Raw genomic sequence first — 23,557 nt, forward strand, 5'->3', positions numbered from 1 at the left:
AGGGATATTTTCGTGGGAGATTTGTTTGGAATTCAAGGTGGACTGTTTTTTGTCATTATCGCCGCATTGCTCATTATTTTATTCGTACTCTTGATCGTATTATGGACGAAATTGTCCGCGCTTAGAAAACAATATCTGCTCATGATGAACGGTTCGAAGGCGGAAAATATGGAAGACCTGCTGGTCGAGCTGCAACATAAATTGAACGATCAAAAGGCCGAATCGACAACGACTTCAGCCAAAGTTGAAGCTATTCTGGAAACATTGAAAACCATGAAATCGAAAGTAGGCATTCATCGGTACAACGCTTTTGCGGAAGGCGGAAGCGATATGAGCTTTACGATCGCCATTTTGAACGAATATCAGGACGGCGTCATCATCACAGGTATTCATAGCCGGGAGCAAACTTATTTGTATGCCAAACCGCTGCAGAGAGGGCAATCCGCCTATACGTTAAGCCCTGAGGAAAAAGAGGCCATTAGTCAAACTTTAAAACAGCAGTAGGAGAAGGCGTGTAAGGCTGAACGCGGCGCAGAGCGGCAGAAAGAGCATCGCCAATGACATTTGCCATATTCATGACCAGGCTAAGGCGTGTGTTCTGCAGCACGAAATATTCCATAAAGCCGCCGACATTAACGATACCGGTAACATGAATATCGCCGACCGGAGGCAGGTCCTTGTTGACTCCTGCGCCCGGTTTAAGCGGTCCGTCAGCAACCTGAATGCATCCGACGCTGGATACTTGCCCGAGGCATGCATCGACTGCTACGATGAAAGGGTTCTGAAACTGTTTGTGAATCCGCTCGACGGTTTCGGACAAATTCATTGCATGCACAGGTTCGTCAATAGTGCCAAATAGATGGAGAGGACGGAGCCCTCTTTTGCTCAGATGGGAACCGACGAGCGGCCCCAAGCAGTCGCCGGTGGAACGGTCCGTTCCGACACAAATAATAACGATAGGCTGATAGGCCGGCAAACCGCTGAAAATCGTTTGAAAATGTTTGGAAAGAAGGGCAGGGGTATCGGCGTCGGTATGCTGGATTTTTATAGGTTCTAGCGCTTTATCTTTTGAACCTTCAAAGCCAAATTGAAACTTCATAGGATCCCTCCAAGTCTTGGACTTATTTTTACTAGTATATGGAGAGATAGTCTAATTTATACGTAGGTAAAGGGGGAATATCCTTGGATGCATCGGTTATGCTGCTTGCCTTTGATTCTACGCAGCAAGCGCTCAGGGCGGAGATGCTGCTAGAGTATGCCGAGATAGAGATAGATATACGGCCGACGCCGAAGGAGGTAACGGCAGGTTGTGCGTTATCTATTGAATTTCCGGGCGAATCTTTGCCGCGAGTCAAAGAAATCATAGTTTCGGAAAAGGTAGAAATACGGGGGATTTATTTTAAAAAGAACGATAAATATGTTACCATGGAATGAAGCTGGGAGGGGCAATAAATGACCTTAACGTCAGGATTCATTCAATGGTTGAGGGATATGGTCAGCAAACCCGAATGGATCGAGAATGCATTTTGGATCGTTGTCAAAATTGTGCTGATCTACATCGCAGCGAGAATCGTCGTCAAAATCGCGGATAAAGCGATCTCGCATATGATGAAGGCGCGGGAGAAATCTCCGCTGAAATTTGACCTCAGAAGGACGACCACAATCGGCAAGCTCATACACAATTTAATTTCCTATACGATTAATTTCATAGCTTTGCTCTTGATACTAGGGCAAGTAGGAGTGAATTTGGGGCCTTTGCTGGCCGGGGCCGGCGTCCTGGGTCTTGCTATCGGGTTCGGCGCGCAAAGTTTGGTGAAGGATGTTATAACGGGATTTTTTATTATTTTTGAAGATCAATTCGGGGTGGGGGATGTTATCCAGATCGACCAGTTCAAAGGGACTGTAGAGGAGATCGGCATCAGAGTCACCCGGCTCAAAAGCTGGACCGGCGAGGTTCATATCATTCCGAACGGGAATATTAAGCAAGTCACGAACTTTTCCATGTACAATTCGTTAGCTGTCGTCGATGTGGCCATTTCCTATGAATCGGATATCGACAGGGCAGTTGAGATTTTGAAAGAAACGGTCCAAAAGATCCATCAACAATCGGAAGATATTGTGAAAGAACCGGAAGTGCTGGGCGTACAAATGATCGCTAATACGGAATTGAAATTGCGTATCATTGCCGAATGCAGGCCGAATACGCATCCGGTAGTAGCCCGATTGATGAATGCGGAAATCAAAAAGCAGCTGGATGCCAATGGAATCGAGATCCCGTATCCGAAGATGGTTACGTATTTAAGATCGGAGAAGGCGGCGGAATAACTATGGAAAAAAAGCAATATCAGCTCGGAGACATCGTGCAGATGAAAAAGCCGCATCCGTGCGGCACGAATGAGATGGAGATTATCCGCATGGGGATGGATATCCGCATTAAATGCGTAGGCTGCAAGCACAGCGTCCTGGTGCCAAGAACGAAGTTCGAAAGCAAGCTGAAAAAGGTGCTGCGATCTGCGGCGGAAGGCGAGACGAAGGACGATTCAAGCAGCTGATAAATTTGTGAAATTTGATTTGAAAAAAGTACTTGCGAGAGCGTGATTTTTTTGTTACAATAAATCCTGTTCTCGCTTTTGTGGAAAGGTACCCAAGAGGCCCAAGGGGGCTGACTCGAAATCAGCTAGGCGTCGCGAGGCGTGCGTGGGTTCGAATCCCACTCTTTCCGTCATATACACGAACTCAAGTGGCTCTAGGGTGGAGCCACTTTTTTTGTCCATTTTTACGGGGAATTTAAGCGGAAAAGTACCTGACTGATTCGGGCTTCAAAAGAAGCGCTCAGCTAGGCTTATCGCGGATGAAACTCAATATCTGCAATAATGTACTATATGGCATTTCATTTAAAGATGTAGGATATGAGAAGAGCTTGAAAGGAGCATTCTCATGGATATTACATCTTTTTTGATTTACTGTATCATTGCTACTTTTACACCAGGACCTACTAATATCGTCATATTGTCCACCGTGAATAATTTTGGGGCAAAAAAAGCAATGAAATATTCGTATGGAGCAACGATTGGTTTTGGTTTATTACTTGTTATTTCCGCTGCGTTGAACACGATGCTTATAACAATCATGCCGAGAATATTAATAATGATGCAGATTATCGGTAGCGTTTATATGTTCTATCTCGCTTATCAAATTTATAAAACGGATACATCAAAACCAACAGTAAACCAAACGGCTACCTTTATGTCTGGCTTCCTTATGCAGTTCTTAAATCCAAAGGTAGTACTGTTTACAATGACAGTAATTCCAACTTTTATTATGTCACACTATAGCTCGATCCTTGTGATGACGATAAGTATCATAGCAATAACTCTGATTGGATTTTCAGCTTTTACTACGTGGATTCTTTTCGGTACAATCTTCAAGGAGTTTTTGCAGAAGCATAGTAAGACTGTTAATGTAATGATGGTCTTATTTTTAGTTTATGCTGCCATCATGATCTGGATATAGATAATCTTATGCAGAGGTGTGAAATGGACAAATTTGTTTACAAAAAATCGGCAGGCATTACTGCGTTATCAGCAAGTATGACTGAATTTAAATATAAAAAGCACGCTCACAAGGAGTATGCAATAGGTGTAACATTGAGAGGTATTCAACATTATAACTTGGATGGAAGTCTTCAATTATCCTATCAAAATGGAGTTATGCTGTTTAATCCAGAACAAGCTCATGACGGAATGGCACATGATAAGGCGGGACTTGATTATGTCATGCTGTATATTGAGCCACAATTGCTATTAGAGGCTATAGAGAAAAAGGATATCGTTCGTTTCTCAACTCCTATTGTGTATGATCATAAACTTGAACAACGAATATTAAGTCTTTCTCGTGCCATATTAAGCGAAAATGATGAGGCGTTGTGCAGCGAATTGCTCTTATCCCTCACAGATAGCCTTATTCAAACCAAACTTTCTACAGACGACAAGAAAGATAACGTATTAATTAGAAAAGCAAAGGATATGCTTCATGCCAACTTAGAACATGTACTTAAGCTTGATGAGATTTGTAAAGAGCTGCATTTATCGAAATTTCAATTTATCCGATTATTCAAGGCTTATACTGGAATTTCACCCTACCAATACTTTCTTAACTGCAAAATCGAACGTGCAAAGCAGTTAATCGAAAAAAATAGAGATATTTATTCAGCAGTAGCTGCATGCGGTTTTGTTGATTTAACCCATTTAAATAGACACTTTAAGAGCGTATATGGAACAACAGCGTTTGAATATATGTCACATATAATAAATTGAGCCTAGATCCGTTTACCGGACAGGGACAGAGGGATAAAACATGGAAAAGAGAGCGTTAATCCTCTGCCTTCAGAGGATTTTTTATTTGCCCTTTTGAGCGTTACAAATAAGGAGGTTAATTCAACAATGAAATGTTACATCGTAGATGCGTTTGCCGAGAAATTATTTGAGGGAAATCCAGCTGCTGTCTGTATTATGGAGAACTGGCTTCCAGATGAAACCATGCAAAAAATTGCAACTGAAAATAACCTTTCTGAAACAGCATTTGCTGTGAAAGAGGAAGACGGCTATCGGTTAAGATGGTTTACTCCGGGGGGAGAGATTGACCTCTGTGGACACGCTACTATGGCAACAGCGTATGTCATTGCCAACTATTACGAAAAGAATGTGAATAGAATCAAGTTTCAATCCATGAGCGGGGAACTTGTTGTATTAAAAGAAAATGAACATTACCAAATGAATTTCCCTAGCAGAATGCCCGAAGAATTTACATTAACGGAGCAAATGGTCGAAGCACTTGGTGTAAAGCCTATCGAAACCTATCTGGGCAGAGATTTAATGTTTGTACTTGAAAAGGAAGAGGATGTTCAAAATGTTTCCCCTGATTTTTCTAAGCTGGAAAAGTTACCGGATGGTTTGGGTGTTTTAATTACCGCGAAAAGTGAAAAGTACGATTTTGTTTCAAGGGCTTTTTTCCCGAAATTAGATGTGAATGAAGATCCTGTGTGCGGTTCCGCACATTGTAATTTCATCCCTTTCTGGGCAAAACGTCTGGGCAAGAATGAAATGGTGGCGAGACAGCTTTCCAAGCGCGGTGGAACATTATACTGCGGATTAGTCGGTGACAGGGTAACCATCAGCGGATCAGCAGTTTTATATTCCATTGCAGATCTTCAAATTAAGGAATAAGCCCACAACGCTTAATAGCATCGAATAGGAGAGAAGGGCAAACAGCTTCTTATGCTTGATCGAAATTTGGAATAAAATGGGCCGCGAATAAGCAAAATAGGGGCATGATCGGTTTAAGGAGGATTGGGAATATGAGGATGGTACTATTCGTCGCATTAGCGGTGCTGCTTGCGGCATCAGGATGCTCGAAAAAGGGAGGGGGAGGCACGCCCAGCCCAGGCGTTACGCCGACCGGCCAGCCTTCCGCGAGCGCTCCCGCTGCCACAGGCGGCACAGCGACAGCATCTCCAAGCGCCGGCGGGGGCACGGCTGTCGGCGGCAAGAACGAGGCGCCGCCACCGGGCATTACGAGAAAACAGTTTGACGCTATCAGCTTAACCAGCATCTATGATGATTTGGCTAAAACGGCGGGCTCCGGCGGCAAACTCGTCAAAGAGGAGAACGGCAAGAAAACGTATGAGTTCGCCATAACGGACGAGCCAGGTCATTACGCTCAGGTCATTTACGGCAGCGACGGCAAAATATCCGAGAAAAAAGTATATAAGAAGTAAAATGAAACGCCACCATCCTGCTGTCGCTGCAAGGTAGTGGCGTTTTCGTTAATATTTGCTTTTACGGCGGTAGCCGGTGGCAAGGCGGTCGATGACGTAGCCTATAACTCCCCATGAGACGATCGTAAGCGCGTAGATCAAGAGCATTCCGGCCACGGATATGTCATAAATATTCGAAACGACAGGGGCGAACCACGCCGGTATGCTCAAGGCATAAAAAATCATGTAGACGCTATCGTAGTCATGGAACAAATAATGAACCAGACATAAGGCGGCACCGATGAAAGTAAAAAGCCAGGTATAGAATCTCATGGCGCTATTCTCCTTGCTTATCGCGAGTTTATTGCTTCATATCTTTGCGTTTCCATTTTCGGTTGTGATTGCTTGTCTCGGGAAAAGGATCGCCTTTTTTTAAGGTAACGATTTTCGGATTATTCACGCCCATGTGAAAAGCATTTTCGCCAATTTCGATGTATTGCCCGTCGTTTGGCGCATGGTCTCCCGGGTTGTAATGTGTCCATTCACCCATTGTGCTCACCTCTCTTTTCATATGTCACTCGCACTTAGATTACCCTTGGGAGGTAAAATCATGTGCATTCTGAACTGCCAGCTTCATCCTGAATGAAAAGCTTGTAATAAGTTGGCGAATTTGCTATAGTATTTAGGTGCGAGTTTTGAATAAGAATTCTCGCTCCTTGCTCCAACGAGCTTTTACAGCCGGATTTGGAGCCGCTTAGTCCAAAAGGAGGTGACATACATGCGCAAATATGAAGTGATGTACATCATTCGTACAGACATTGAACAAGAACAAGTTCAAGCTACTGTAGAGAAGTTTCAAGGCATCATCACCAACGGTGGTGGCGAAATTACCAAGCATGACCTGATGGGTAAACGCCGTCTTGCGTATGAGATCAACAAGTTCCGTGACGGGCACTACGTGCTTGTACATTTCAACGCAGAACCTGCAGTTGTAGCGGAACTCGATCGCGTATTTAAGATTACGGACGAAATTATTCGTCACTTAATCGTTAACGACGTAGCCTAAGTTTATGCCAGTATTTTCGTCAGGGGGGATTGACCATGTTGAATCGTGTCATTCTAATCGGCAGGTTGACCAGAGATCCGGAGCTTCGCTATACTCCAGCCGGAGTAGCCGTTACCCAATTTACACTAGCTGTAGACCGCCCTTTCACGAATTCGCAGACGAGAGAGCGGGAAGCCGACTTTATCAATATCGTGACGTGGAGGCAGTTGGCCGAGACGTGCGCGAATTATTTGCGTAAAGGACGCCTTGCAGCAGTGGAGGGCCGTATTCAGATTCGCAACTACGACAACAACGAGGGCAAGAAAGTGTACGTAACCGAGGTTGTTGCCGATAACGTGCGGTTTCTGGAATCCAGCAACGCTGGCGGCGGCAATCGTGAAGAGGGTGCAGCAGGTCCGAATGCAGGCTTTAGCAGCGGCGGCGGTGGTGGCAGCAACCGGTACGGTGGGTCGCGCGAACAGCAGGATCCTTTTATCGATGACGGAAAGCCGATCGACATTTCCGATGATGATTTGCCATTCTAAAGTAGAAAGGACTGAAGACGAATGAGTTTCAAAAGAAACGATGGCGGTGAAGACCGCGGCGATCGCAAATTTGCTCCTCGCGGCAAAGGCGGTAAAGGCAAACGCCGTAAAGTTTGTTACTTCACAGTTAACAAAATCAAGCACATTGACTATAAAGATATCGAGACTCTCAAAAAGTTCATCTCCGAGCGTGGAAAAATTCTTCCTCGCCGTGTAACCGGTACTTCCGCGAAGTATCAACGCGCTTTGACGATCGCGATCAAACGTGCTCGTACAATCGCTTTGCTTCCTTACACAACGGAATAAGCTTACGACAAAAACAGCCGGGAAACCGGCTGTTTTTTTGTACAATGAGGCAGGCTGTGGAGAACGTTCTCCGCAGCCTGTTTTTTGTTCAAGGAATAGCGCCTTTTGGTCGGTTGACTAAAAATCAAAGTTGTCCGGGTCCGGACCCACCCGTGCATTTTGATTCAATCCATCGATGCGGTCCATATCTGCCTGGGCTAACTCGAAATCGAAAACAGCGGAATTTTCGATAATACGATGCTCTTTTGTAGATTTCGGTATGGTTATAACACCATGCTGCAAGTCCCAACGCAAAATGATTTGAGCAACCGATTTTTCATACTTTGCGGCGATCTTCATTAGCACCGGATTGTTTAACAGCCCGCCTTGCATCAGTGGAGACCAAGCCTCCAACTGAATACCTTGCTCCTTGCTGTAGCGGAGCAGCTCCTTTTGAGTCAAAAGAGGGTGATACTCAACCTGGTTCACCGCCGGTTTAATTTCGGCGCCGCTCATCAGGTCTTCAAGGTGATGGATTTGAAAATTGCTTACACCTATGGCTCTGACGCGTCCTTTCCGATACAGGTCCTCCAAAGCTCTCCATGCTTCTTTATATTTGCCTTTTACAGGCCAATGAATAAGGAATAGGTCGAGATAAGCCAAACCAAGCTTCTCCAAACTTGCTTCATAAGCTGCCAAGGTCGATTCGTACCCCAAATCGGCGTTCCATACTTTTGAAGTTACGAAGAGGCTGTCTCTGGGGATATTTGTCTCTTGTAAGGCTGCGCGGATTCCTTCCCCGACGCTTCTTTCATTCTCGTAAATGGCGGCGGTATCGATACTGCGATAACCATGCTTGACGGCGGAAGTTACGGCTTGTACCAGTGCGGGCCCTTCGTCGACTTTAAACACGCCAAGGCCGAGCCAGGGCATTTTTACACCGTTGTATAACGTTACTGTATCCTCTAAATGTTTCGCCATAATAAGGAAGCCTCCTGTTCTTAACATGATTTCATTGAGCCGCTTTCGATTGATTGTCCGGGTGTTTCGCTCATGCTTTTCTTTTCCAAAACTCTGGCCCAGCCTGCCAGGAATACGGCTCCCAAAACCATCAATGCTCCTACCCACGTTGTGTGAATCAGTCCCATCGTATCCGTAACTTCACCGCCCAAGAAGGCCCCGATTGCAATACCCGCGTTGAAAGCGGCAATATTGACGGCAGAGGCCACATCTTTCGCCTTCGGCGCAAACCGTTCCGCCAGCAATACCACGTATATTTGCAGACCGGGTACATTCATAAATGCGAACATGCCCATCATGAAAATGGTGATTAAACCGGCAATTTTGAACGGCGCAGTAAACGCCAACAGGAAAAGCACAACGGACTGTATAACAAACATATAAAACAAAGCAGTTACAGGCTTGCTGTTGGCAGCCTTGCCTCCGATTACATTGCCGATGGCAATGGCTATTCCGTACAGAAAAAGGATGATGGCCGCCGTTTTTTCGCTAAAACCGGATACGTCGTGAAGTAGAGGGGATAAATAAGTAAAGACGACAAACGTACCACCATAACCGAGAGCAGTAATGGAGAAAGCGAGCAGCAATCGTCCGTTAGTGACAAGTTTGAGCTGGTCGCGAAGCGGCGTTTGCGTGCCTTTGCGCAAATTGGCAGAAATAAGAACCATGTTGGCTATGAAAGCCAGGATGCCGACTGCAGCAATGGCGATAAAAGCAGCCCGCCAACCCATTTGCTGGCCGATCAAGGTCCCCAAAGGCACTCCGGTAACCGTCGCAACTGTAAGACCGGAGAACATAGTAGATATAGCGCTGGCTCTGCGGTCTTCCGGCACGAGATCGGCTGCGATGGTGGAACCAATCGACATGAATACACCGTGCGCCAACGCCGAGATAACGCGCGCAGCCAGCAGTACAACGATTCCATTCGCAGCCGCGGCAAGGGCATTGCCGGCGATGAAAACAACCATAATCCACAACAGCAATGATTTGCGCGGGACGCCGGCGGTCAAAGACGTTAAAACGGGTGCCCCAAAAGTTACTCCCAAAGCATATAAAGTAACGGTTAACCCGCTTGTTGTAATAGATATGTTCAGGTCCTCAGCAATAAGAGGCAGCAGCCCTACACTGATAAACTCGGTTGTACCAATCGCAAAAGCGCTAACGGCTAACGCCAACAGTGCCAAGGTGCTCCGCTTTTTCTCTAGTACCATTCCTTCCACTCCTACTGGTATTGTAAAATCCGGCCGGTAAATGTTATTATCAATGATTAGGATGAAAATGAATAGTACGTACTTTAAAGTAATATAGGTACCTACAAGTACCTGTAGAACAATTGGAGGCAAAAATCAGTGACAAATAAAAAATTCAACATATCAGTAGAAGCAACACTGGAAGTGATTGGCGGAAAATGGAAATGCGTTATTCTATGCCATTTAACTCACGGAAAAAAAAGGACGAGCGATTTGAAACGACTTATGCCCGCGATCACTCAAAAAATGCTGACACAGCAATTGAGAGAACTGGAGGAGGACGGTATCGTGAATCGAATTAGCTACAATCAGGTCCCTCCAAAAGTGGAATATGAGCTCAGCGAATACGGGTGGGGCTTGAAACCGATATTGGATTCTTTATGCGCTTGGGGAGAACAGCATATTATTAAAGAGTACGGAGATAAGTTTACTGTCTTGGAAGATAACGTGTTAAACCACTAGCCAGCGGACATAGCTGCAAAGATAAGGGCAATATGATTTAAGGCGATCTCATCAAGAAAATCGATTGCCATGCCAAATTCTTCTCTCTTAGGCATCGCCAAATCTCTTTATAGAGATTATACTTCCAATAGATTCACATCCTCTATCTGCTTATCCCCGTATGATCAATTTACGACCTTTTTTTTATCAATTAGAGACGTTTTTCTTGAGGGTCATACTCTTTTATAATTATGAGATTGAATGGAACATTGGTGTTGAGTAGCATCTCGGTCACGAGGTGCTTTCTTGGCTTTGGAATCAATCGACAATAACATTTCCCCTCGCAATCATTTACAATAACAAGAGAAGGAGGGGGCATAATGAAAATGAAGAGTATACACAGCCGCCTATTATTATTGCTTGTGGCATTTATCATTGTCCCCTACTTTATTTCAGTCATTCTAATTTATTGGCAAACCAAAGCGAATGTCGAAAAGTTGGAATTGAATAACAGCAGGGTGCAATTGCAAAAAACGAGCGAAGATTTGATGAATTATGTTCAAGATATGGTCGATCTACCTTTAATTTTATATAGGAATCCCGATTTGTTCCGAGTGTTTGAAAGAGGTTTCGAGGATTCGATTTATTCCAATCAGTTTGAAATTGACAAGGGCATGAAGACGTTCTACCTGATGCGCAAAGAAATCCGTCAGGTGCGCGTGTATATCGCCAAGGGTGGAGATTCCTTTACGGTATACGATGCCATGGTAAGCGTTCGTAAGCAGATGCCGGAGATCATCGAAAAGCCTTTCATTCAAGCACTTTTAAATTCGAAGAACACTTATTTGATTGAACGGCCTCATCAAATCGAAAATTATAATCGAGTCCCCAATATACCGCAATCGGACAAAACCATGGTGCTTACCTTTCATCATAAGATCGTGGATGTGTTGAATAATCGCTTCCTTGGTCTGGTCACGGTGGATATCGATTTGGAACAGATTTCCCGAATTTGCAATCGCTTTATTCGAGAAGGAAATGAGTCCATAATGCTTACGGATGCGGAAGGTAATGTTGTTTACTCCTCCAACTCTGAGTGGATAGGGAAACCGCTTGCTTCTATTCAGAATTTAGAAGATGGTAAAAAGACAGGCGACATTCAATTCTCGGAAAAGCTCTCGGGGATATTGGATGGATGGAGCTTGGTCAAGACTTCGACCAGCGACTATTTGTTCAGCGGAGTTCGAAAAACCGCCTATATCAACATTGTTGTGGGTATTGGCGTCGTCATTCTCGGCTTACTCATGATCAATATCATTTCGTACAAGGTGACACGTCCGATAACGCTGCTTAGCCGCAAAGTACGGAAAATAGAAGGCGAGCATCTGCATATTCAATTTGATGATACGAGAGAAGATGAGATCGGACATCTGGAGAAGCATATTAAGGATATGATGAGCCGAATCAATCTTCATATCGAACGGGAATATCGCTTGGAACTTGAGAATAGAACGAATCAATTTCGTGCGCTCAAATCCCAAATCAATCCTCATTTTTTGAATAATGCCTTGCAGTCCGTTGGAGCGGTTGCTGTTCGTTCCGGCTCTCCGGAAGTGTACAAGCTTATCACCTCTTTGTCAAAAATGATGAGATACACGATCCGTCCGGATAATTGGGCAACCATACGCAGTGAAGTTGATTATGTAAATGCGTATTTAAATCTTCAGAAGGAACGCTTCCGTACAACGTTTAATTGCAACATCGATATAGAGGAGTCGGTCATGGATGTTTCGGTTCCTGCTATGATCCTGCAGCCATTGGTGGAAAACTATTTTAAGCATTGCTTTGAGGAAGGTTGGCACGAAACAACACTCGGCATCCGCGGCAGAGCGGACGGAGATCAAATGGTCATTGAGGTCGAGAACGATGGTCCCGGCTTATCAGTGGATGGGCTGGAAGCGCTTAGATCCAAAATTGTTCATTCGGACTATGAAAGCCGATCTTCCCATGATCATATCGGTTTGAAAAACATACATGAACGGCTAGTTCTCAATTACGGATTTGATGCAGGTCTCGAAATATATTCGGAGGGCGCCCGCGGCTTTAAAGTACGTTTGGTCATTCCCCGAAAAACCAAGGAGGAAGAAGAAATTGAACATCTTGCTCGTGGATGATGAAGCTAACGCTCGGGACATTATTCGCTATTTCGGGAGATGGGAAGAGCTCGGTATTAGGGATATAAGCGAAGCTGCAAACGGAGAAGAAGCAAAAGCATTAATCGCTCAACTGCCGCCAGAGATTTTAATTACCGACATTAAAATGCCGAAGGTTGACGGCATCAAGTTGTTGGAATGGTTGACTGAAATCGAATATTTGGGGAAAGTCATTATTCTCACTGGTCATGATGACTATGTTTACATGCGGAAAGCGATCCATTATGGCACATACGATTATCTAATGAAACCGGTTGAACCCGAAGCACTCAACACTGTTCTGGCGGGTGCGATCCAGGCTTGGAAAAACGAAAGTGAGATACGGGGTGACAAAGCGTCAGGGATCTACGATGAGGTAAAAAGAGAACGCTTAAACCGTAATTTTACCTCTGCATGCGAAGGCCAGCCTTTTGACCGGGACGAACTTGAGGCCAGCATTCCACAAGCGGAAGCTTATGATTTGACCTTATTGTATTTTTACCAGGCCCATCACCCGGACCGTTACATTAAGCTTCTATCGGATAATTTGATGGAACGCGGGTGGGGCAACGTCTTCTCCGTTCCGTCTGATCGCCATATCAGCGTAATGATTAGCACAAGAGGAAAACTCCAAGAAATCGAAAAATTAATAACGAATCTCTTTGACATTCCTGTACGTCTTGCCAGCGGATATGGGTTTAGTCAGCTGGAGGACTTGGCCTATTCGTTTGAAGAGGCAAAAAGAGCTTTTCAGTTCAATGATTTTAGAACGATACATCAGCTAAGCGAATCTGACGACAGCAGAAGAATGCAGGATATGATCGCTTATGTGAACAATCATTTCACCGAGGAAGTAGGACTTGACGTTCTGGCCCGGCGCTTTTTTCTAAGCCGCGAGCACATTTCCCGTCGGTTCAAGCAAGAAAGGGGAATGACTCTTTCTGATTATCTGATCCATTTAAGAGTGGAACAGGCGAAAAAATGGCTTTGCGAGACGGATGAGAACATGTTCTCCATTTCTACCAAGCTGGGTTATCAAGATCAAAAATACTTCTCGAAACTATTTAAGCGCATGGTAGGAGTAACTCCGATGGAGTATCGGAAGGGAGGATATAAGGCATGATCCGAAAGGGGCATGTTGTAATGTTATTGTTGGTAACCTTGCTATCCATTATGCTTACTTCTTGCATTAGTAGGAAAGATCCCTATGAAGATATTGAAGGAAGCAAATTACAAACATCCGGGAGAGATAAAGACATTGAACTCGAGATATTGAACCCCAAAGTGGAAATATCCTCTCAGTTGGAGCAAATGGTAAAAGAATTCATGAAGGAAAATCCGCATGTTCGAATGAAATTGCGAACGGTTGGAGGAGGGTCGGATGATCGAGCTGACCTGCGAGCCAGTTTTGCAGCCGGCAAAGGCCCTGACATTTTTGCTAACGGAGGTTATAGCGAGGCAAGGCTTTATAGAGCATATTTGGAGGATTTATCCGACCAACCCTGGGTTCAGAGTGCTAAGGCAGGCACATTGATGCCAATAACGATAGATGGTAAAATTTTCGGCATGCCCTTTAACATCGAAGGATACGGGTTCATATACAACAAGGGTTTATTTGCAAAAGCAGGGATCGAGAGATTGCCGAAGACCCTGTCCGAATTAACGGAAACGGTAAAAAAACTAAATTCAGCCGGGATCAAGCCGTTTGCTAATGCTTATGCGGAGAGATGGGTATTGGGTGTTCACCTGCTTAATATTGCATTCGCTCATCAGAAAGATCCTGATGCTTTTATTCAATCGCTGTATCAGGGTTCGCAAAGTATTGAGGGGAATCCGGTATTCCTCGATTTAATAAAACTGTTGGACTTAACTATTAAATATGGAGACGATAAACCACTGACAATCGACTACAATACGCAAATAACTGAATTCGCACAGGGGAAAGCTGCGATGATCCAACAGGGGAACTGGATTCAACCGATATTGGATCAAATCACGCCCGAGATGAATGTCGGCATCCTTCCCATCCCGATTAATGATGATCCGGGTAATGACGTTCTTGCAATTTCTGTTCCGAATTATTGGGTCATTAACAAGCAAAGTTCCAACGAAAAGAAAGAAGCGGCTAAAAGATTTTTAAACTGGATGGTCTCATCCGATACCGGAAAATATTACTTTGCCAAGCTTAAATTTATCCCGGCATTCGAAAATATCCCTTCCAATAACTTAGGACCACTGGCGGATGATATTCTTACTTATATGGGTAAAAATAGAACGTTAACATGGAATTGGTTTAAGTATCCGGCCGGCACTCAGGATGAATTCGGAGTTGCCATGCAAGCTTATGTCGGCAAGCAGCTGACTAAGGATCAATTGTTGCAAGAATTTCAAAAATCCTGGGTGAAGGCGATGAGGAAATAATCAAAAGTGCTCTGACCGTAGCATTCGGTCAGAGTTTTTTTATCAAGTTACGACTATTTTTCCGATCAATCCACGACGTTTTCTGAAATTAGGTCCCCTCCTATAATGAAGAAGCAGGGGATGTGAGCGCTCTCAACTTAAAGTGAAAGCATTTACACGCCGTTGCTGGCGCCAGAATTAGTCAAGTACAACAAACAACTTGGAGGGGTTTAGATTGAGAAAAACGTTAGTGTCTAGTCTTGCGGTATTACTTGCTGTCACGCTTGCGGCTTGCGGAGGAACAAAAACCAATCATTCTGCAACTGATTCACCGGCCGCGACGAAGAACAATACCACATCCGATTCAAAAGAAGAAAAAGTGACGGTCATCATGACGAACGGCAAGGGTGAAATCGCTTCTCAATGGGAGCAAGCGGCGAAAGACTTCATGGCAGCGAATCCGAACATAACTGTCAAAGCTTACTCGCAAGCAGTAGGTGACTCGCTCAGTGTGTTGGATAAACTGACGACGTCAGGCGAAGTCGTAACGATCGCTATGATGGGGCCTGACCAATTACTGGGCAAACACAAGGACTTTGGCATCGATCTGACGAACGAGAAATGGAGCGGGGAAACAAGCTATGGAATTAAAGACGAAAGTGGAAAAGTGGTTGGCTTTCCGTTCGCTATCGAAGGATTCGGTCTCGTCTATAACAAGAAAGTTGTTGAGAAAGCAGTAGGCGGTTCTTTCGATCCGTTCTCCATCAACACGCGGGACAAATTGAAGGACCTGTTGGATAAGATTAAAGCTTCCGGGGTCAAATACCCGGTAGCTTATCAAACGGAAGCCTGGTCTGTCGGTAATCACTACAGCTCCCAATTCCTGAACCAGGCAGCCGATCCGAACTCCGTCGTAGCACAATTGAAAGAGGGGAAGCTGGATCTGGCAAGCAATGCGGTTTGGAACGGTTATTACGACACGATGGATTTATTGATATCGAAAGAGTACAACAAATACGGAGATCGCCCTTTGGACAAGGTCTATGATGACTCGCATTTATCGGTAGGGAAAGGCGAGGCAGCCATCCTGTTCAATGGAAACTGGGCATTCGATTCGTTGAAGGCAACTGCCGGAGATTCTTTTGGATTCCTGCCGGTTCCAGTCGACAACAATCCTGACAATCCGTTAAACAATAAAATCCAAGCCGGCCCGACTCAAAGCCTGGTCATCAATAAAAAAGCGACTCCGGCCCAGCAGGAAGCGGCCAAAAAGTTTCTGAACTGGATCGTATACGATAAAGCAGGGCAAGACTTCGTGGTAAACAAATCTCAGATTATTTCCGCCTTCAAGAACAACCCGAATAAGGTGACCAATCCGCTTGGCTCGGCAATTGCGGATGCAATCAGACAAGGCAAAACATTGTCGTTCACCAACAACTATATCAACGGGGATGACTACTCCAAACTTATTGGACCGGAAGTTCAAAAGTATATCGTCAAAAAAGAAAGCCGCGCAGATCTTGTTAAGTTTATTCAAAACTACTACACAAGCAAGAAATAATCGAACACTTGAATGTTGATCAAATGGGTGAGGATCACGCTCACCCATTTGATCGTTAATTACATTTTGGGATGTGAAGAGAGCTTATGATGAAAGAAAAAAGTGCAATCAAACGATTCGGCAACCAGATATTTTTCACAGGCCCCACGATGATTGCGTTTTCCATTGCGTTATTGATTCCATTCGCTTATGGATTTTACCTCACCTTGATGCACATGGCGACTCCGGTAAGTCCTATGCAGTTTTCCGGAATCGATAATTACGTATTAGCCTTCAAAGATTCCCGGTTCTGGGCATCGCTGTGGCTCACTCTTAAGTTCGTAGCGGCAACGATCGTTTTTGTCAATGTGGCTGGGTTTGCTCTTGCCTATCTGGTTACTTCCGGAGTAAGAGGCCAAAATTTCTTTAGAACTTCGATCTTCACGCCGAACCTGATCGGAGGGTTGGTATTAGGGTACATCTGGAAATTCATCTTTGTTCAGTCGTTACCTATTATTGGGGAAAAATGGGGTATCGGGTTATTGCATTCAGGCTGGCTAGGCGATGAACATTTGGCTTTCTGGGCATTGGTTATTGTAACCATCTGGCAATCGGCCGGATACATGATGATAATTTTTATTGCAGGGTTAATCAGCGTACCGAAAGATATTATTGAAGCGTCCACGATAGATGGCGCTAATGCTTGGCAGCGATTAGTGAAAATGACTTTGCCGATGATGGTCCCTTCCTTCGTTGTTACTGTATTCCTGACATTGAAAAGCGCCTTTATGGTTTACGATATCAACTTCTCTTTAACGGAAGGCGGGCCTTTCAACAGCACGATGATGGTTTCCATGCAGGTCGTGCAAAAAGCGTTTATGGAAACTAATTACGGAGTTGGACAAGCGGAAGCGATTATTCTCTTTGTTGTTGTAACCGTTGTGACAGGGTTGCAGGTTTATTTCAGCAAGAAAATGGAGGTTGAGGCATAATGAACACTCGCAGAATCACTTCCATAACCTTGACTTATTTATTTCTGATCATAGCGTTTGTAGCCTTTGTTTTCCCCTTTTTTCTCGTTATCGTGAATTCGTTCAAAAATAATGGAGAGATTCTGGAAAATCCTTTTTCCTTACCGAATAGCTTGAATTTTGCTCATTTTGGCGAAGTCATCGAGAAAATGAATTTCCTGGTCTCATTTAAAAACACTTTATGGATTACAGCAGCAAGCGTTATTTTTATATTAATATTTTCAGCGATGGCGGCTTATTACATGGTGAGAAATGCTTCTAAATTCAATCAAACTTTGTTTGCGATGATGGTTGCTTCTATGATCATTCCGTTCCAATCCATCATGATTCCGCTGATGTATATCTATGGGGCCAAATTGAAGCTGATCCAAATGGCGCCGACAACCTTATTGATCATTTTGTACATCGGATTTGGTAGCGCGTTATCGGTATTCATTTATCATGGATTTATGAAGTCGATTCCCCTCGAATTGGAAGAAGCTTCATTCATCGACGGCTGCTCCCGCAGAAAAACGTTCTTCAAAGTCGTCCTGCCCATGCTCGCTCCGACTTCCATGACCATTGCCATATTGAATGTTTTATGGATCTGGAATGATTATTTGCTGCCGTCTCTCATTTTAACGGATGAAGAGCATTTTACGATGCCAGTCAAAATGAAGGTCTTTAACGGAACTTACATGAACAACTGGGAACTTCTGATTCCCGCAGTCCTGCTCACCATTTTGCCCATTCTGATTGCTTATTTGTTCGGACAACGGTATATCATCAAGGGAGTTATGCAAGGAGCGATCAAATAATATGATACATCCAACAAAGGTCGAAAAAGCAACTCGATCGAACAAGGAAGGGAAAGGACAGGAACCAATCAGGATACCAATCTAAAGCAGGTACAATGTCTGGCTATCAGCATAGATAGCATTACGTTTTATAAATGGTCGTTCAATCCGGTGATCGACAAGGCGCCTTGACTTTTATACTCTGCAGACGATGGAAGACGGTCACGGTATAGTCGGAGTTTTAATTTGATAAAAGGGAGCGATTGGAATGAAAGTAAACAAAGCCAATGCGGACCACTACATCTGGGGAGAAGCTTGCGATGGATGGTTCCTGGAGCAGGGTGCGGAACGCACCATTATTCAGGAGCGGATGCCGGCAGGAACAAGCGAAAAGAAGCATGTGCATCACAAGGCTAAACAATTCTTTTTCATGCTCAGTGGCGAAGCGGTGATGTGGATAGATGGGCAGGAGATAAAGCTGCAGAAGCATGACGGCTGCACGATAAACCCCGGTACGCCGCATCAAATCCGAAATGATTCACATGTGGATAACGAATTTATTGTGATATCCACACCTTCAACCAAAGGTGATCGTACGGAGCTGTAGAGGTTTCTGGTTTCATCTCCAGAAGTTCCTATAAGGGTTGACCAAACCGAGCGTGGAATGCTGCAAGATAAATACCTCTCTTAAAAAGCTCGAGAAATCGGGCTTTTTCCGTTTCCACGTATTGACAGGGAAATTGAATGATATATAATAACAATTAGATATTAACAAAATGATAATAACAAATTAAATATAACAGATGGTAAGGATGCCGGGCATCGCTCCCAGAACTTTATCGCTTTAACCCTAGTTGGGAGAACAATTAACTAAGTGAGGGCAGATTGAATATGGAAAAGTTATACCGGACAGATAATAATAGAGAAATTAGATCGCAAATCGCCAAATCAACGTTAGACATATTAGATAAAGGCTTCTATCTTGACGCAGATGGGAACGAAATCTCGATCAAACATGAAGTAGAGGCAGCCATTCGAAACTCGAAGCTATATACGCCTCACGGATTGCAGGAAATTAGGCAAGGGGCGGCATCAAGAATAGAACATGAACGGAGAGCACTTCCAAAGATCGAAGTGACGGATGAATCCACTTTAGCCGCCGCGAAGAGACTCGTGCAGATGGAAGGAATGTAAAACACGTTGTGTCTTAATTTTGCTTCCGCGAAGAACCCTGGCGGGGGGTTCCTCGGAGGTAGTCAAGCTCAGGAAGAAAGTCTGGCGCGATCCTCCGCATTGTACCCCTGCATCTCACAAATGGATGAGATGTACAGCTATAACCGGAATCTGAAAACGTGTCTCTATTCGGATTATATGGTTTATTCCCCTAACGTTCCCGTGTTCCGAGACGACGATGGAAAACTGCTGAATAGCCCATATCTTGTTTCTATGATTACAGCACCGGCAGTTAATGCTGGAGTTGTACGGGAGCGGGAACCGCAGCAAGTGAAGATGATCGGACCCATCATGCTCGAGAGAATACGGTATATCCTTTCTGTGGCGGCCAATCATAGAGAGAAAGCATTAATCCTAGGAGCTTTTGGATGCGGCGTTTTTAAAAATAACCCTAGCGATGTTGCCGGAATGTTTAAGCATGTATTGGTCGATGAAGGTTATGGGACATTATTTGATCATATTGTTTTTGCGGTTTTGGATAAGTCCAATGAAAAGAGAACCTTTAACCTATTCAAAAGAGAGATTTTATGAATTTGATTCGTAATAATTTGATTCTTGGAACAATCGGGGGTTGTTCCAGATCGGTTGCCGCAGCGATAGGTCACGTACTTCAGCTTGCTCCTGCAGTTGAACAATTACGCGATTAACGCCGGAACGCCGCATCAAATCCGAAATGATTCACATGTGGATAACGAATTTATTGTTATATCCACACCTTCAACCAAAGGCGATCGTATGGAAATGTAGAGGTTTTCGTTTTGAAAACACGATCTTTTCGGAGGTGGGGGAGAGTTGTCAAAATCGATGTAAGACTTAGTTCCTAAACGAGCCGCTGGAAGAATTCCCGGACGTTGGAACAGTACATCGGAGAAGCGCATCTCTACAAACGTATAGAAAACTTGCAGAATCAGATTGTTGATAGAGCAACGGGTAGAGGAACTGGAGAGGGCGCACCCCAACCGCACCTCCTTTGCACGGGTTGGGGAGCTGAAGTGGGGGCGCAAGGCAGACTAATAGGGGAAAACCTGCGAAAGTGCAGGTTTTTTCCCTGGAAATGGTTCATTTTGATGAAAAGCCTGCGAAAGTGCAGGAATTTTTGATGATAATGAACCTGAGCTCATGTTCGCGGCGAAAAGCATGTACAATTGCAGGAATTTTTCGCTACCAGCACATTAACGAGCAAAAAGATGTATTTTTGCAGGTTTTTTCGAGCAACCAGGCAGATTGTGTGAGACTAACTCTGGTGTGTAGGTTTTTGGGCAGGCTGCGGAGAACGTTCCGCAGCCTGCTTTTGCAAAGAATAGCGCGTTTTTTTGGTCGCGATTGACTGCAAATCAAAGTGTCGGGCCCGGACGCCGCCCGTGTCCATATCGCTAAGCCGCACCATGCGCTGATATCCCAGAGCGCGGTGCGGCTTTTATGCCGTGCGCCGCTTTCGTTCCCTGCGCAGCAGGTAGATGAAGTAAGGGGTGCCGATGATCGCGGTCATGATGCCTACGGGAACTTCCTGCGGGATGATGATTATCCGGCCGAGGCAATCGCCCAGCAGCATGAGATCCGCCCCGATCGCCGCGGCGAGCGGAAGGAGCCATTGATTGCGGCTTCCGACGAGGCTCCGTGCCATATGCGGAGCGAGGAGGCCGACGAACCCGATGGCTCCGACCGCCGACACGGAGACGCCGGCCAGCGTCACCGCGAGCAAGATCAGCCCAAAGCGCTCGCGCACTATTCGCAAGCCGAGAGAGGCGCCGATTTCGTCGCCGAGTTGGAACACGTTCAGCTTGGCGAAGTTTCCCCAAGCAAGAGCAAGCAGTACCGCCGCAGCCGGCAGAAGGTACTGCACCTGACCCCACCCGCGGCTCCACAAGCTGCCCGACAGCCACAGCAGCGCCATGTTGACGTTGGTCGGATTCGTCACGATCAAATATTGCGTGCCCGCCTGAAACAGAGCGCCGATGGCAACGCCGGTCAGGGCAAGGGCGGACGCCGACAGCGACAGCCTGCGGCTCAAAGCCAGCAGCGCGAAGAAGGTGGCGACAGCCCCGGCAAACGCGGCAAGCGGAAGCACGTACACGGGCGACTTCGGGAACAGGAAGATGACGGCCGCCGCAGCGAATCCGGCTCCCTTCGTAATGCCGATAACATCGGGGCTGGCCAGCGGATTGCGGATCAGGCTTTGCAGGATGGCCCCGGCCACGGCGAGTCCGAATCCTGCCAAAATGCCGACGATCACCCTGGGCAGTCGAATCTCGTGAACGATGAAATAGGACGGGCTGGAGCTGTCCAGCAGGCCGCTTCCCACATCGCGCAATGGTACGGGGACAGCTCCGACGCTGATGGAGATCAGGACCAGACCGAGCATCGCCAGGCAAGCCAGGAGGAGGATGACAGCTTTTTTCACTTCCTGGCACCCCCTTGCCGGCGGGACAAATAAATAAAGAACGGCGCGCCAATCGCCGATGTCACAATGCCTACGGGCGATCATGGCGGTTGCAGTCCTTTCTTCAGCCGTAAAGCCCGGTCTCTTCATGCGGCGCAGTGATTACTTGCTATGAAACACTTTGGCATGCAGCACATCCAGAGCACGCTCGATTTCGTTCAGCTCTTCTTCGGAATAATCCTTGATCCGCTGCCAAAAACGGGCTTCTATCCGTTGAAAAGCTTGGCCCATCAGGGCCTCGCCTTCTTCGGAAAGGCGGATATATTGCTTGCGCCGGTCTTCGGCATCGGCAAATTTTTCGCACAGATGCTTTTCGCTCAATTTTTTCAGCTCGCGGCTCGTATTCGGCATGGACATTTGCATGCAATCGCTGATTTGACTGAGCGTAACGGGCTGGCTGACCGCAATATATTCGAGAATACTATACTGAACGGGGGTAATGGCGTCGGATTTAACATCTTTTGTCATCTCATATGTCACTTGATGAACGGCTGTCGTAAAAGCTACAAATTTATGAAAAAAAACTTTTTGGTCCACAGGGATCACCTCTTACTTGACACGATAACAAAATAATTATCAAAAAACAATTATCATTTGACAACTAAAAAACAAGTGTGCTACGATTTACTTATCAAATGATAACTAAAGAGGTGGTTCGATGAAAACGCTCGTTATTTATACGCATCCTAATCATCAAAGCCTGAACTATGCATTTTTGCAAAAAGTCATTCAGGGGAGCAGCGAGAATCCTAATATAGAAGAAGTAAAAGTGCTGGATTTATATGAGGAGGGATTTAACCCGGTGCTTGTTTTCAACGAGCACAAACGCAGAAGGGATATGCATGCCGATCCCAATCTGGCCAAGTACCGGGAACAAATCATTTGGGCCGACAAAATTGTATTTGTGTATCCGATCTGGTGGGGGCGGCCTCCCGCGATGCTGCTCGGGTACATCGATCAAATGTTCGCTTCGGGCTTCGCCTACAAAGAGAAGGGCGGGCTTTTGCCGGAGGGGCTTTTGAAAGGGAAGTCGGTCGTTTGCATTTCCACGATGCAAGGGCCCGCCCATTATCCGTTGTTCTGGTTAAATAACGCTCACAAAGTATTAATGAAGAGGGCTCTGTTTCAATACGTGGGTATGAAGAACGTGAAGTTTTTCGAGTTTGGAAGTATGGAAAGTCCGAAAGGAAAGCATGCTGAGAAATTAAATAAAATTTATCGCTATTTCAAGACGGTAGCCAGATAAAAGAAGCCTGCGAATGTTCTCCGCGCGGTTTTGACAAAACCGCCATTGATGCGAATCGTTTGCCCGGTCATCGACCGGGCTTTTCCGTCGTTGACTGCGGCTCATAGTCCGCTTTTTAGTTAGAAATTCATCAGCCGGGGGCGAATGTGGTAGGATATGAAGGAGAAGAATGTTCCGAGGGGAGAGAGCTCCGACCCGTTGTGACCGGACGGCCCGGGGATTTTCTGTACTTGCCGCAATTTGTGATATAATGGAGTACATCATAGAAAAAATGTAAAAGCATCGGCAAGAGGGTCACCAGCTTGAAGATTGGTATGGGGACATCTCATCCTTGGAAGAACATTTACGTAAGAGGTGA

Annotated in this window: 27 protein-coding genes, 1 tRNA gene and 2 pseudogenes; 23 read left to right on the plus strand and 7 right to left on the minus strand. The window is 45.4% G+C overall.

The genetic code is table 11. The annotated features are described in order from the left end of the window. Positions 1–12: 12 nt before the first annotated feature. Positions 13–504, plus strand: coding sequence for a DUF4446 family protein (locus AC6RNO_RS03565; protein WP_474682297.1), 492 nt, complete (start codon positions 13–15; stop codon positions 502–504). Here AC6RNO_RS03565 and yyaC read toward each other — a convergent pair. Continuing rightward, positions 479–1,099 carry a spore protease YyaC gene (gene yyaC / locus AC6RNO_RS03570; RefSeq protein WP_474682298.1) on the minus strand — a complete coding sequence of 207 codons (621 nt, stop codon included), beginning with the start codon at positions 1,097–1,099 and terminating at the stop codon, positions 479–481. The genes AC6RNO_RS03565 and yyaC overlap by 26 nt on opposite strands. A gap of 98 nt (positions 1,100–1,197) precedes the next feature. On the opposite strand from yyaC, the gene AC6RNO_RS03575 reads away from it, so the two are divergent. The 8 genes from AC6RNO_RS03575 to AC6RNO_RS03610 all read left to right on the plus strand — a co-directional run bounded on the left by AC6RNO_RS03575 (position 1,198) and on the right by AC6RNO_RS03610 (position 5,776). After that, positions 1,198–1,434 carry a putative Se/S carrier protein gene (locus AC6RNO_RS03575; protein ID WP_474682548.1) on the plus strand — a complete coding sequence of 79 codons (237 nt, stop codon included), beginning with the start codon at positions 1,198–1,200 and terminating at the stop codon, positions 1,432–1,434. 18 nt (positions 1,435–1,452) lie between these two features. Continuing rightward, positions 1,453–2,325 carry a mechanosensitive ion channel family protein gene (locus AC6RNO_RS03580; RefSeq protein WP_474682299.1) on the plus strand — a complete coding sequence of 291 codons (873 nt, stop codon included), beginning with the start codon at positions 1,453–1,455 and terminating at the stop codon, positions 2,323–2,325. Between the two features lie 2 nt (positions 2,326–2,327). Next, entirely contained in the window at positions 2,328–2,552 is a 225-nt protein-coding gene (locus tag AC6RNO_RS03585; protein WP_474682300.1) for a DUF951 domain-containing protein, read from the plus strand. An 82-nt stretch (positions 2,553–2,634) separates the two neighbouring features. Then, positions 2,635–2,722: transfer RNA gene (locus AC6RNO_RS03590), tRNA-Ser, on the plus strand. Positions 2,723–2,937: 215 nt separating this feature from the next. Next, a complete protein-coding gene (locus tag AC6RNO_RS03595; RefSeq protein ID WP_497104654.1) occupies positions 2,938–3,513 on the plus strand; it encodes a LysE family transporter in 576 nt (191 codons plus the stop codon). 23 nt (positions 3,514–3,536) lie between these two features. Next, on the plus strand, positions 3,537–4,316 hold the full coding sequence (locus tag AC6RNO_RS03600) for a helix-turn-helix domain-containing protein (RefSeq protein WP_497104655.1): 780 nt from the start codon (positions 3,537–3,539) through the stop codon (positions 4,314–4,316). Positions 4,317–4,442: 126 nt separating this feature from the next. Then, the gene (locus tag AC6RNO_RS03605) at positions 4,443–5,225 is read left to right on the plus strand and encodes a PhzF family phenazine biosynthesis isomerase (RefSeq protein WP_497104656.1); all 783 of its coding nucleotides are present in this window, start codon (positions 4,443–4,445) and stop codon (positions 5,223–5,225) included. Between the two features lie 131 nt (positions 5,226–5,356). Beyond that, positions 5,357–5,776: a hypothetical protein gene (locus AC6RNO_RS03610; protein ID WP_497104657.1), complete on the plus strand. Its 420-nt coding sequence runs from the start codon at positions 5,357–5,359 to the stop codon at positions 5,774–5,776. Positions 5,777–5,824: 48 nt separating this feature from the next. Here AC6RNO_RS03610 and AC6RNO_RS03615 read toward each other — a convergent pair whose 3' ends face one another. Both AC6RNO_RS03615 and AC6RNO_RS03620 read right to left on the minus strand, forming a co-directional pair. After that, complete coding sequence (locus tag AC6RNO_RS03615; RefSeq protein WP_474682303.1) at positions 5,825–6,088, minus strand: hypothetical protein; 264 nt, start codon at positions 6,086–6,088, stop codon at positions 5,825–5,827. 28 nt (positions 6,089–6,116) lie between these two features. Continuing rightward, on the minus strand, positions 6,117–6,305 hold the full coding sequence (locus AC6RNO_RS03620) for a YjzC family protein (RefSeq protein ID WP_474682304.1): 189 nt from the start codon (positions 6,303–6,305) through the stop codon (positions 6,117–6,119). Positions 6,306–6,533: 228 nt separating this feature from the next. Here AC6RNO_RS03620 and rpsF point away from each other — a divergent pair, with 228 nt between their 5' ends. From rpsF to rpsR, 3 genes are read left to right on the plus strand one after another with little or no spacing between them, the layout of a single operon-like run. After that, complete coding sequence (gene rpsF, locus AC6RNO_RS03625) at positions 6,534–6,821, plus strand: 30S ribosomal protein S6 (protein ID WP_474682305.1); 288 nt, start codon at positions 6,534–6,536, stop codon at positions 6,819–6,821. Positions 6,822–6,856: 35 nt separating this feature from the next. Then, on the plus strand, positions 6,857–7,345 hold the full coding sequence (gene ssb, locus AC6RNO_RS03630; protein WP_497104658.1) for a single-stranded DNA-binding protein: 489 nt from the start codon (positions 6,857–6,859) through the stop codon (positions 7,343–7,345). A gap of 21 nt (positions 7,346–7,366) precedes the next feature. Beyond that, a complete protein-coding gene (gene rpsR, locus AC6RNO_RS03635) occupies positions 7,367–7,651 on the plus strand; it encodes a 30S ribosomal protein S18 (protein ID WP_188176009.1) in 285 nt (94 codons plus the stop codon). A gap of 117 nt (positions 7,652–7,768) precedes the next feature. Here rpsR and AC6RNO_RS03640 read toward each other — a convergent pair whose 3' ends face one another. Continuing rightward, positions 7,769–8,611, minus strand: a complete 843-nt coding sequence (locus AC6RNO_RS03640) for an aldo/keto reductase (RefSeq protein WP_497104659.1) — start codon at positions 8,609–8,611, stop codon at positions 7,769–7,771. Positions 8,612–8,631: 20 nt separating this feature from the next. Next, entirely contained in the window at positions 8,632–9,861 is a 1,230-nt protein-coding gene (locus AC6RNO_RS03645; protein ID WP_497104660.1) for an MFS transporter, read from the minus strand. A 138-nt stretch (positions 9,862–9,999) separates the two neighbouring features. On the opposite strand from AC6RNO_RS03645, the gene AC6RNO_RS03650 reads away from it, so the two are divergent. The 9 genes and pseudogenes from AC6RNO_RS03650 (at position 10,000) to AC6RNO_RS03690 (ending at position 20,044) form a co-directional block, all read left to right on the plus strand. Continuing rightward, on the plus strand, positions 10,000–10,362 hold the full coding sequence (locus tag AC6RNO_RS03650) for a winged helix-turn-helix transcriptional regulator (RefSeq protein WP_474682309.1): 363 nt from the start codon (positions 10,000–10,002) through the stop codon (positions 10,360–10,362). Between the two features lie 359 nt (positions 10,363–10,721). Then, entirely contained in the window at positions 10,722–12,515 is a 1,794-nt protein-coding gene (locus tag AC6RNO_RS03655; protein WP_497104661.1) for a histidine kinase, read from the plus strand. Then, complete coding sequence (locus tag AC6RNO_RS03660; protein WP_497104662.1) at positions 12,493–13,656, plus strand: response regulator; 1,164 nt, start codon at positions 12,493–12,495, stop codon at positions 13,654–13,656. Before AC6RNO_RS03655 ends, AC6RNO_RS03660 begins: the two co-directional genes overlap by 23 nt. Then, positions 13,653–14,954 carry an extracellular solute-binding protein gene (locus AC6RNO_RS03665; protein ID WP_497104663.1) on the plus strand — a complete coding sequence of 434 codons (1,302 nt, stop codon included), beginning with the start codon at positions 13,653–13,655 and terminating at the stop codon, positions 14,952–14,954. Before AC6RNO_RS03660 ends, AC6RNO_RS03665 begins: the two co-directional genes overlap by 4 nt. 214 nt (positions 14,955–15,168) lie before the next feature. Beyond that, entirely contained in the window at positions 15,169–16,494 is a 1,326-nt protein-coding gene (locus AC6RNO_RS03670) for an ABC transporter substrate-binding protein (protein WP_474682313.1), read from the plus strand. 86 nt (positions 16,495–16,580) lie between these two features. Beyond that, positions 16,581–17,465: a carbohydrate ABC transporter permease gene (locus AC6RNO_RS03675; RefSeq protein WP_474682314.1), complete on the plus strand. Its 885-nt coding sequence runs from the start codon at positions 16,581–16,583 to the stop codon at positions 17,463–17,465. Continuing rightward, complete coding sequence (locus AC6RNO_RS03680) at positions 17,465–18,301, plus strand: ABC transporter permease subunit (protein ID WP_497104664.1); 837 nt, start codon at positions 17,465–17,467, stop codon at positions 18,299–18,301. The genes AC6RNO_RS03675 and AC6RNO_RS03680 overlap by 1 nt, the downstream gene beginning before the upstream one ends. Positions 18,302–18,548: 247 nt before the next feature. Continuing rightward, positions 18,549–18,887: a cupin domain-containing protein gene (locus tag AC6RNO_RS03685; RefSeq protein ID WP_497104665.1), complete on the plus strand. Its 339-nt coding sequence runs from the start codon at positions 18,549–18,551 to the stop codon at positions 18,885–18,887. Positions 18,888–19,171: 284 nt separating this feature from the next. After that, a pseudogene (locus AC6RNO_RS03690) lies at positions 19,172–20,044 on the plus strand (TIGR02452 family protein). A gap of 886 nt (positions 20,045–20,930) precedes the next feature. Here AC6RNO_RS03690 and AC6RNO_RS03695 read toward each other — a convergent pair. Both AC6RNO_RS03695 and AC6RNO_RS03700 read right to left on the minus strand, forming a co-directional pair. Continuing rightward, positions 20,931–21,914 carry an iron chelate uptake ABC transporter family permease subunit gene (locus AC6RNO_RS03695; RefSeq protein WP_497104666.1) on the minus strand — a complete coding sequence of 328 codons (984 nt, stop codon included), beginning with the start codon at positions 21,912–21,914 and terminating at the stop codon, positions 20,931–20,933. Between the two features lie 141 nt (positions 21,915–22,055). After that, the gene (locus AC6RNO_RS03700) at positions 22,056–22,490 is read right to left on the minus strand and encodes a MarR family transcriptional regulator (RefSeq protein WP_497104667.1); all 435 of its coding nucleotides are present in this window, start codon (positions 22,488–22,490) and stop codon (positions 22,056–22,058) included. Positions 22,491–22,611: 121 nt separating this feature from the next. Here AC6RNO_RS03700 and AC6RNO_RS03705 point away from each other — a divergent pair, with 121 nt between their 5' ends. After that, complete coding sequence (locus AC6RNO_RS03705) at positions 22,612–23,199, plus strand: NAD(P)H-dependent oxidoreductase (RefSeq protein ID WP_497104668.1); 588 nt, start codon at positions 22,612–22,614, stop codon at positions 23,197–23,199. 277 nt (positions 23,200–23,476) lie between these two features. Continuing rightward, positions 23,477–23,557, plus strand: a pseudogene (locus tag AC6RNO_RS03710) (MazG-like family protein); the annotation flags it as partial.

Source organism: Paenibacillus sp. sgz302190, assembly GCF_059820445.1.

Bases quoted from the DNA above. Each gene is read 5' to 3' on its own strand.
- AC6RNO_RS03585 (WP_474682300.1), top strand. From the start codon at position 2,328: ATGGAAAAAAAGCAATATCAGCTCGGAGACATCGTGCAGATGAAAAAG.
- AC6RNO_RS03615 (WP_474682303.1), bottom strand. From the start codon at position 6,088: ATGAGATTCTATACCTGGCTTTTTACTTTCATCGGTGCCGCCTTATGT.
- AC6RNO_RS03655 (WP_497104661.1), top strand. From the start codon at position 10,722: ATGAAAATGAAGAGTATACACAGCCGCCTATTATTATTGCTTGTGGCA.
- AC6RNO_RS03675 (WP_474682314.1), top strand. From the start codon at position 16,581: ATGATGAAAGAAAAAAGTGCAATCAAACGATTCGGCAACCAGATATTT.
- AC6RNO_RS03640 (WP_497104659.1), bottom strand. From the start codon at position 8,611: ATGGCGAAACATTTAGAGGATACAGTAACGTTATACAACGGTGTAAAA.
- AC6RNO_RS03685 (WP_497104665.1), top strand. From the start codon at position 18,549: ATGAAAGTAAACAAAGCCAATGCGGACCACTACATCTGGGGAGAAGCT.
- yyaC (WP_474682298.1), bottom strand. From the start codon at position 1,099: ATGAAGTTTCAATTTGGCTTTGAAGGTTCAAAAGATAAAGCGCTAGAA.
- AC6RNO_RS03580 (WP_474682299.1), top strand. From the start codon at position 1,453: ATGACCTTAACGTCAGGATTCATTCAATGGTTGAGGGATATGGTCAGC.
- AC6RNO_RS03610 (WP_497104657.1), top strand. From the start codon at position 5,357: ATGAGGATGGTACTATTCGTCGCATTAGCGGTGCTGCTTGCGGCATCA.
- rpsF (WP_474682305.1), top strand. From the start codon at position 6,534: ATGCGCAAATATGAAGTGATGTACATCATTCGTACAGACATTGAACAA.
- AC6RNO_RS03575 (WP_474682548.1), top strand. From the start codon at position 1,198: ATGCTGCTTGCCTTTGATTCTACGCAGCAAGCGCTCAGGGCGGAGATG.
- rpsR (WP_188176009.1), top strand. From the start codon at position 7,367: ATGAGTTTCAAAAGAAACGATGGCGGTGAAGACCGCGGCGATCGCAAA.
- ssb (WP_497104658.1), top strand. From the start codon at position 6,857: ATGTTGAATCGTGTCATTCTAATCGGCAGGTTGACCAGAGATCCGGAG.
- AC6RNO_RS03665 (WP_497104663.1), top strand. From the start codon at position 13,653: ATGATCCGAAAGGGGCATGTTGTAATGTTATTGTTGGTAACCTTGCTA.
- AC6RNO_RS03595 (WP_497104654.1), top strand. From the start codon at position 2,938: ATGGATATTACATCTTTTTTGATTTACTGTATCATTGCTACTTTTACA.
- AC6RNO_RS03680 (WP_497104664.1), top strand. From the start codon at position 17,465: ATGAACACTCGCAGAATCACTTCCATAACCTTGACTTATTTATTTCTG.
- AC6RNO_RS03645 (WP_497104660.1), bottom strand. From the start codon at position 9,861: ATGGTACTAGAGAAAAAGCGGAGCACCTTGGCACTGTTGGCGTTAGCC.
- AC6RNO_RS03600 (WP_497104655.1), top strand. From the start codon at position 3,537: ATGGACAAATTTGTTTACAAAAAATCGGCAGGCATTACTGCGTTATCA.
- AC6RNO_RS03605 (WP_497104656.1), top strand. From the start codon at position 4,443: ATGAAATGTTACATCGTAGATGCGTTTGCCGAGAAATTATTTGAGGGA.
- AC6RNO_RS03620 (WP_474682304.1), bottom strand. From the start codon at position 6,305: ATGGGTGAATGGACACATTACAACCCGGGAGACCATGCGCCAAACGAC.
- AC6RNO_RS03705 (WP_497104668.1), top strand. From the start codon at position 22,612: ATGAAAACGCTCGTTATTTATACGCATCCTAATCATCAAAGCCTGAAC.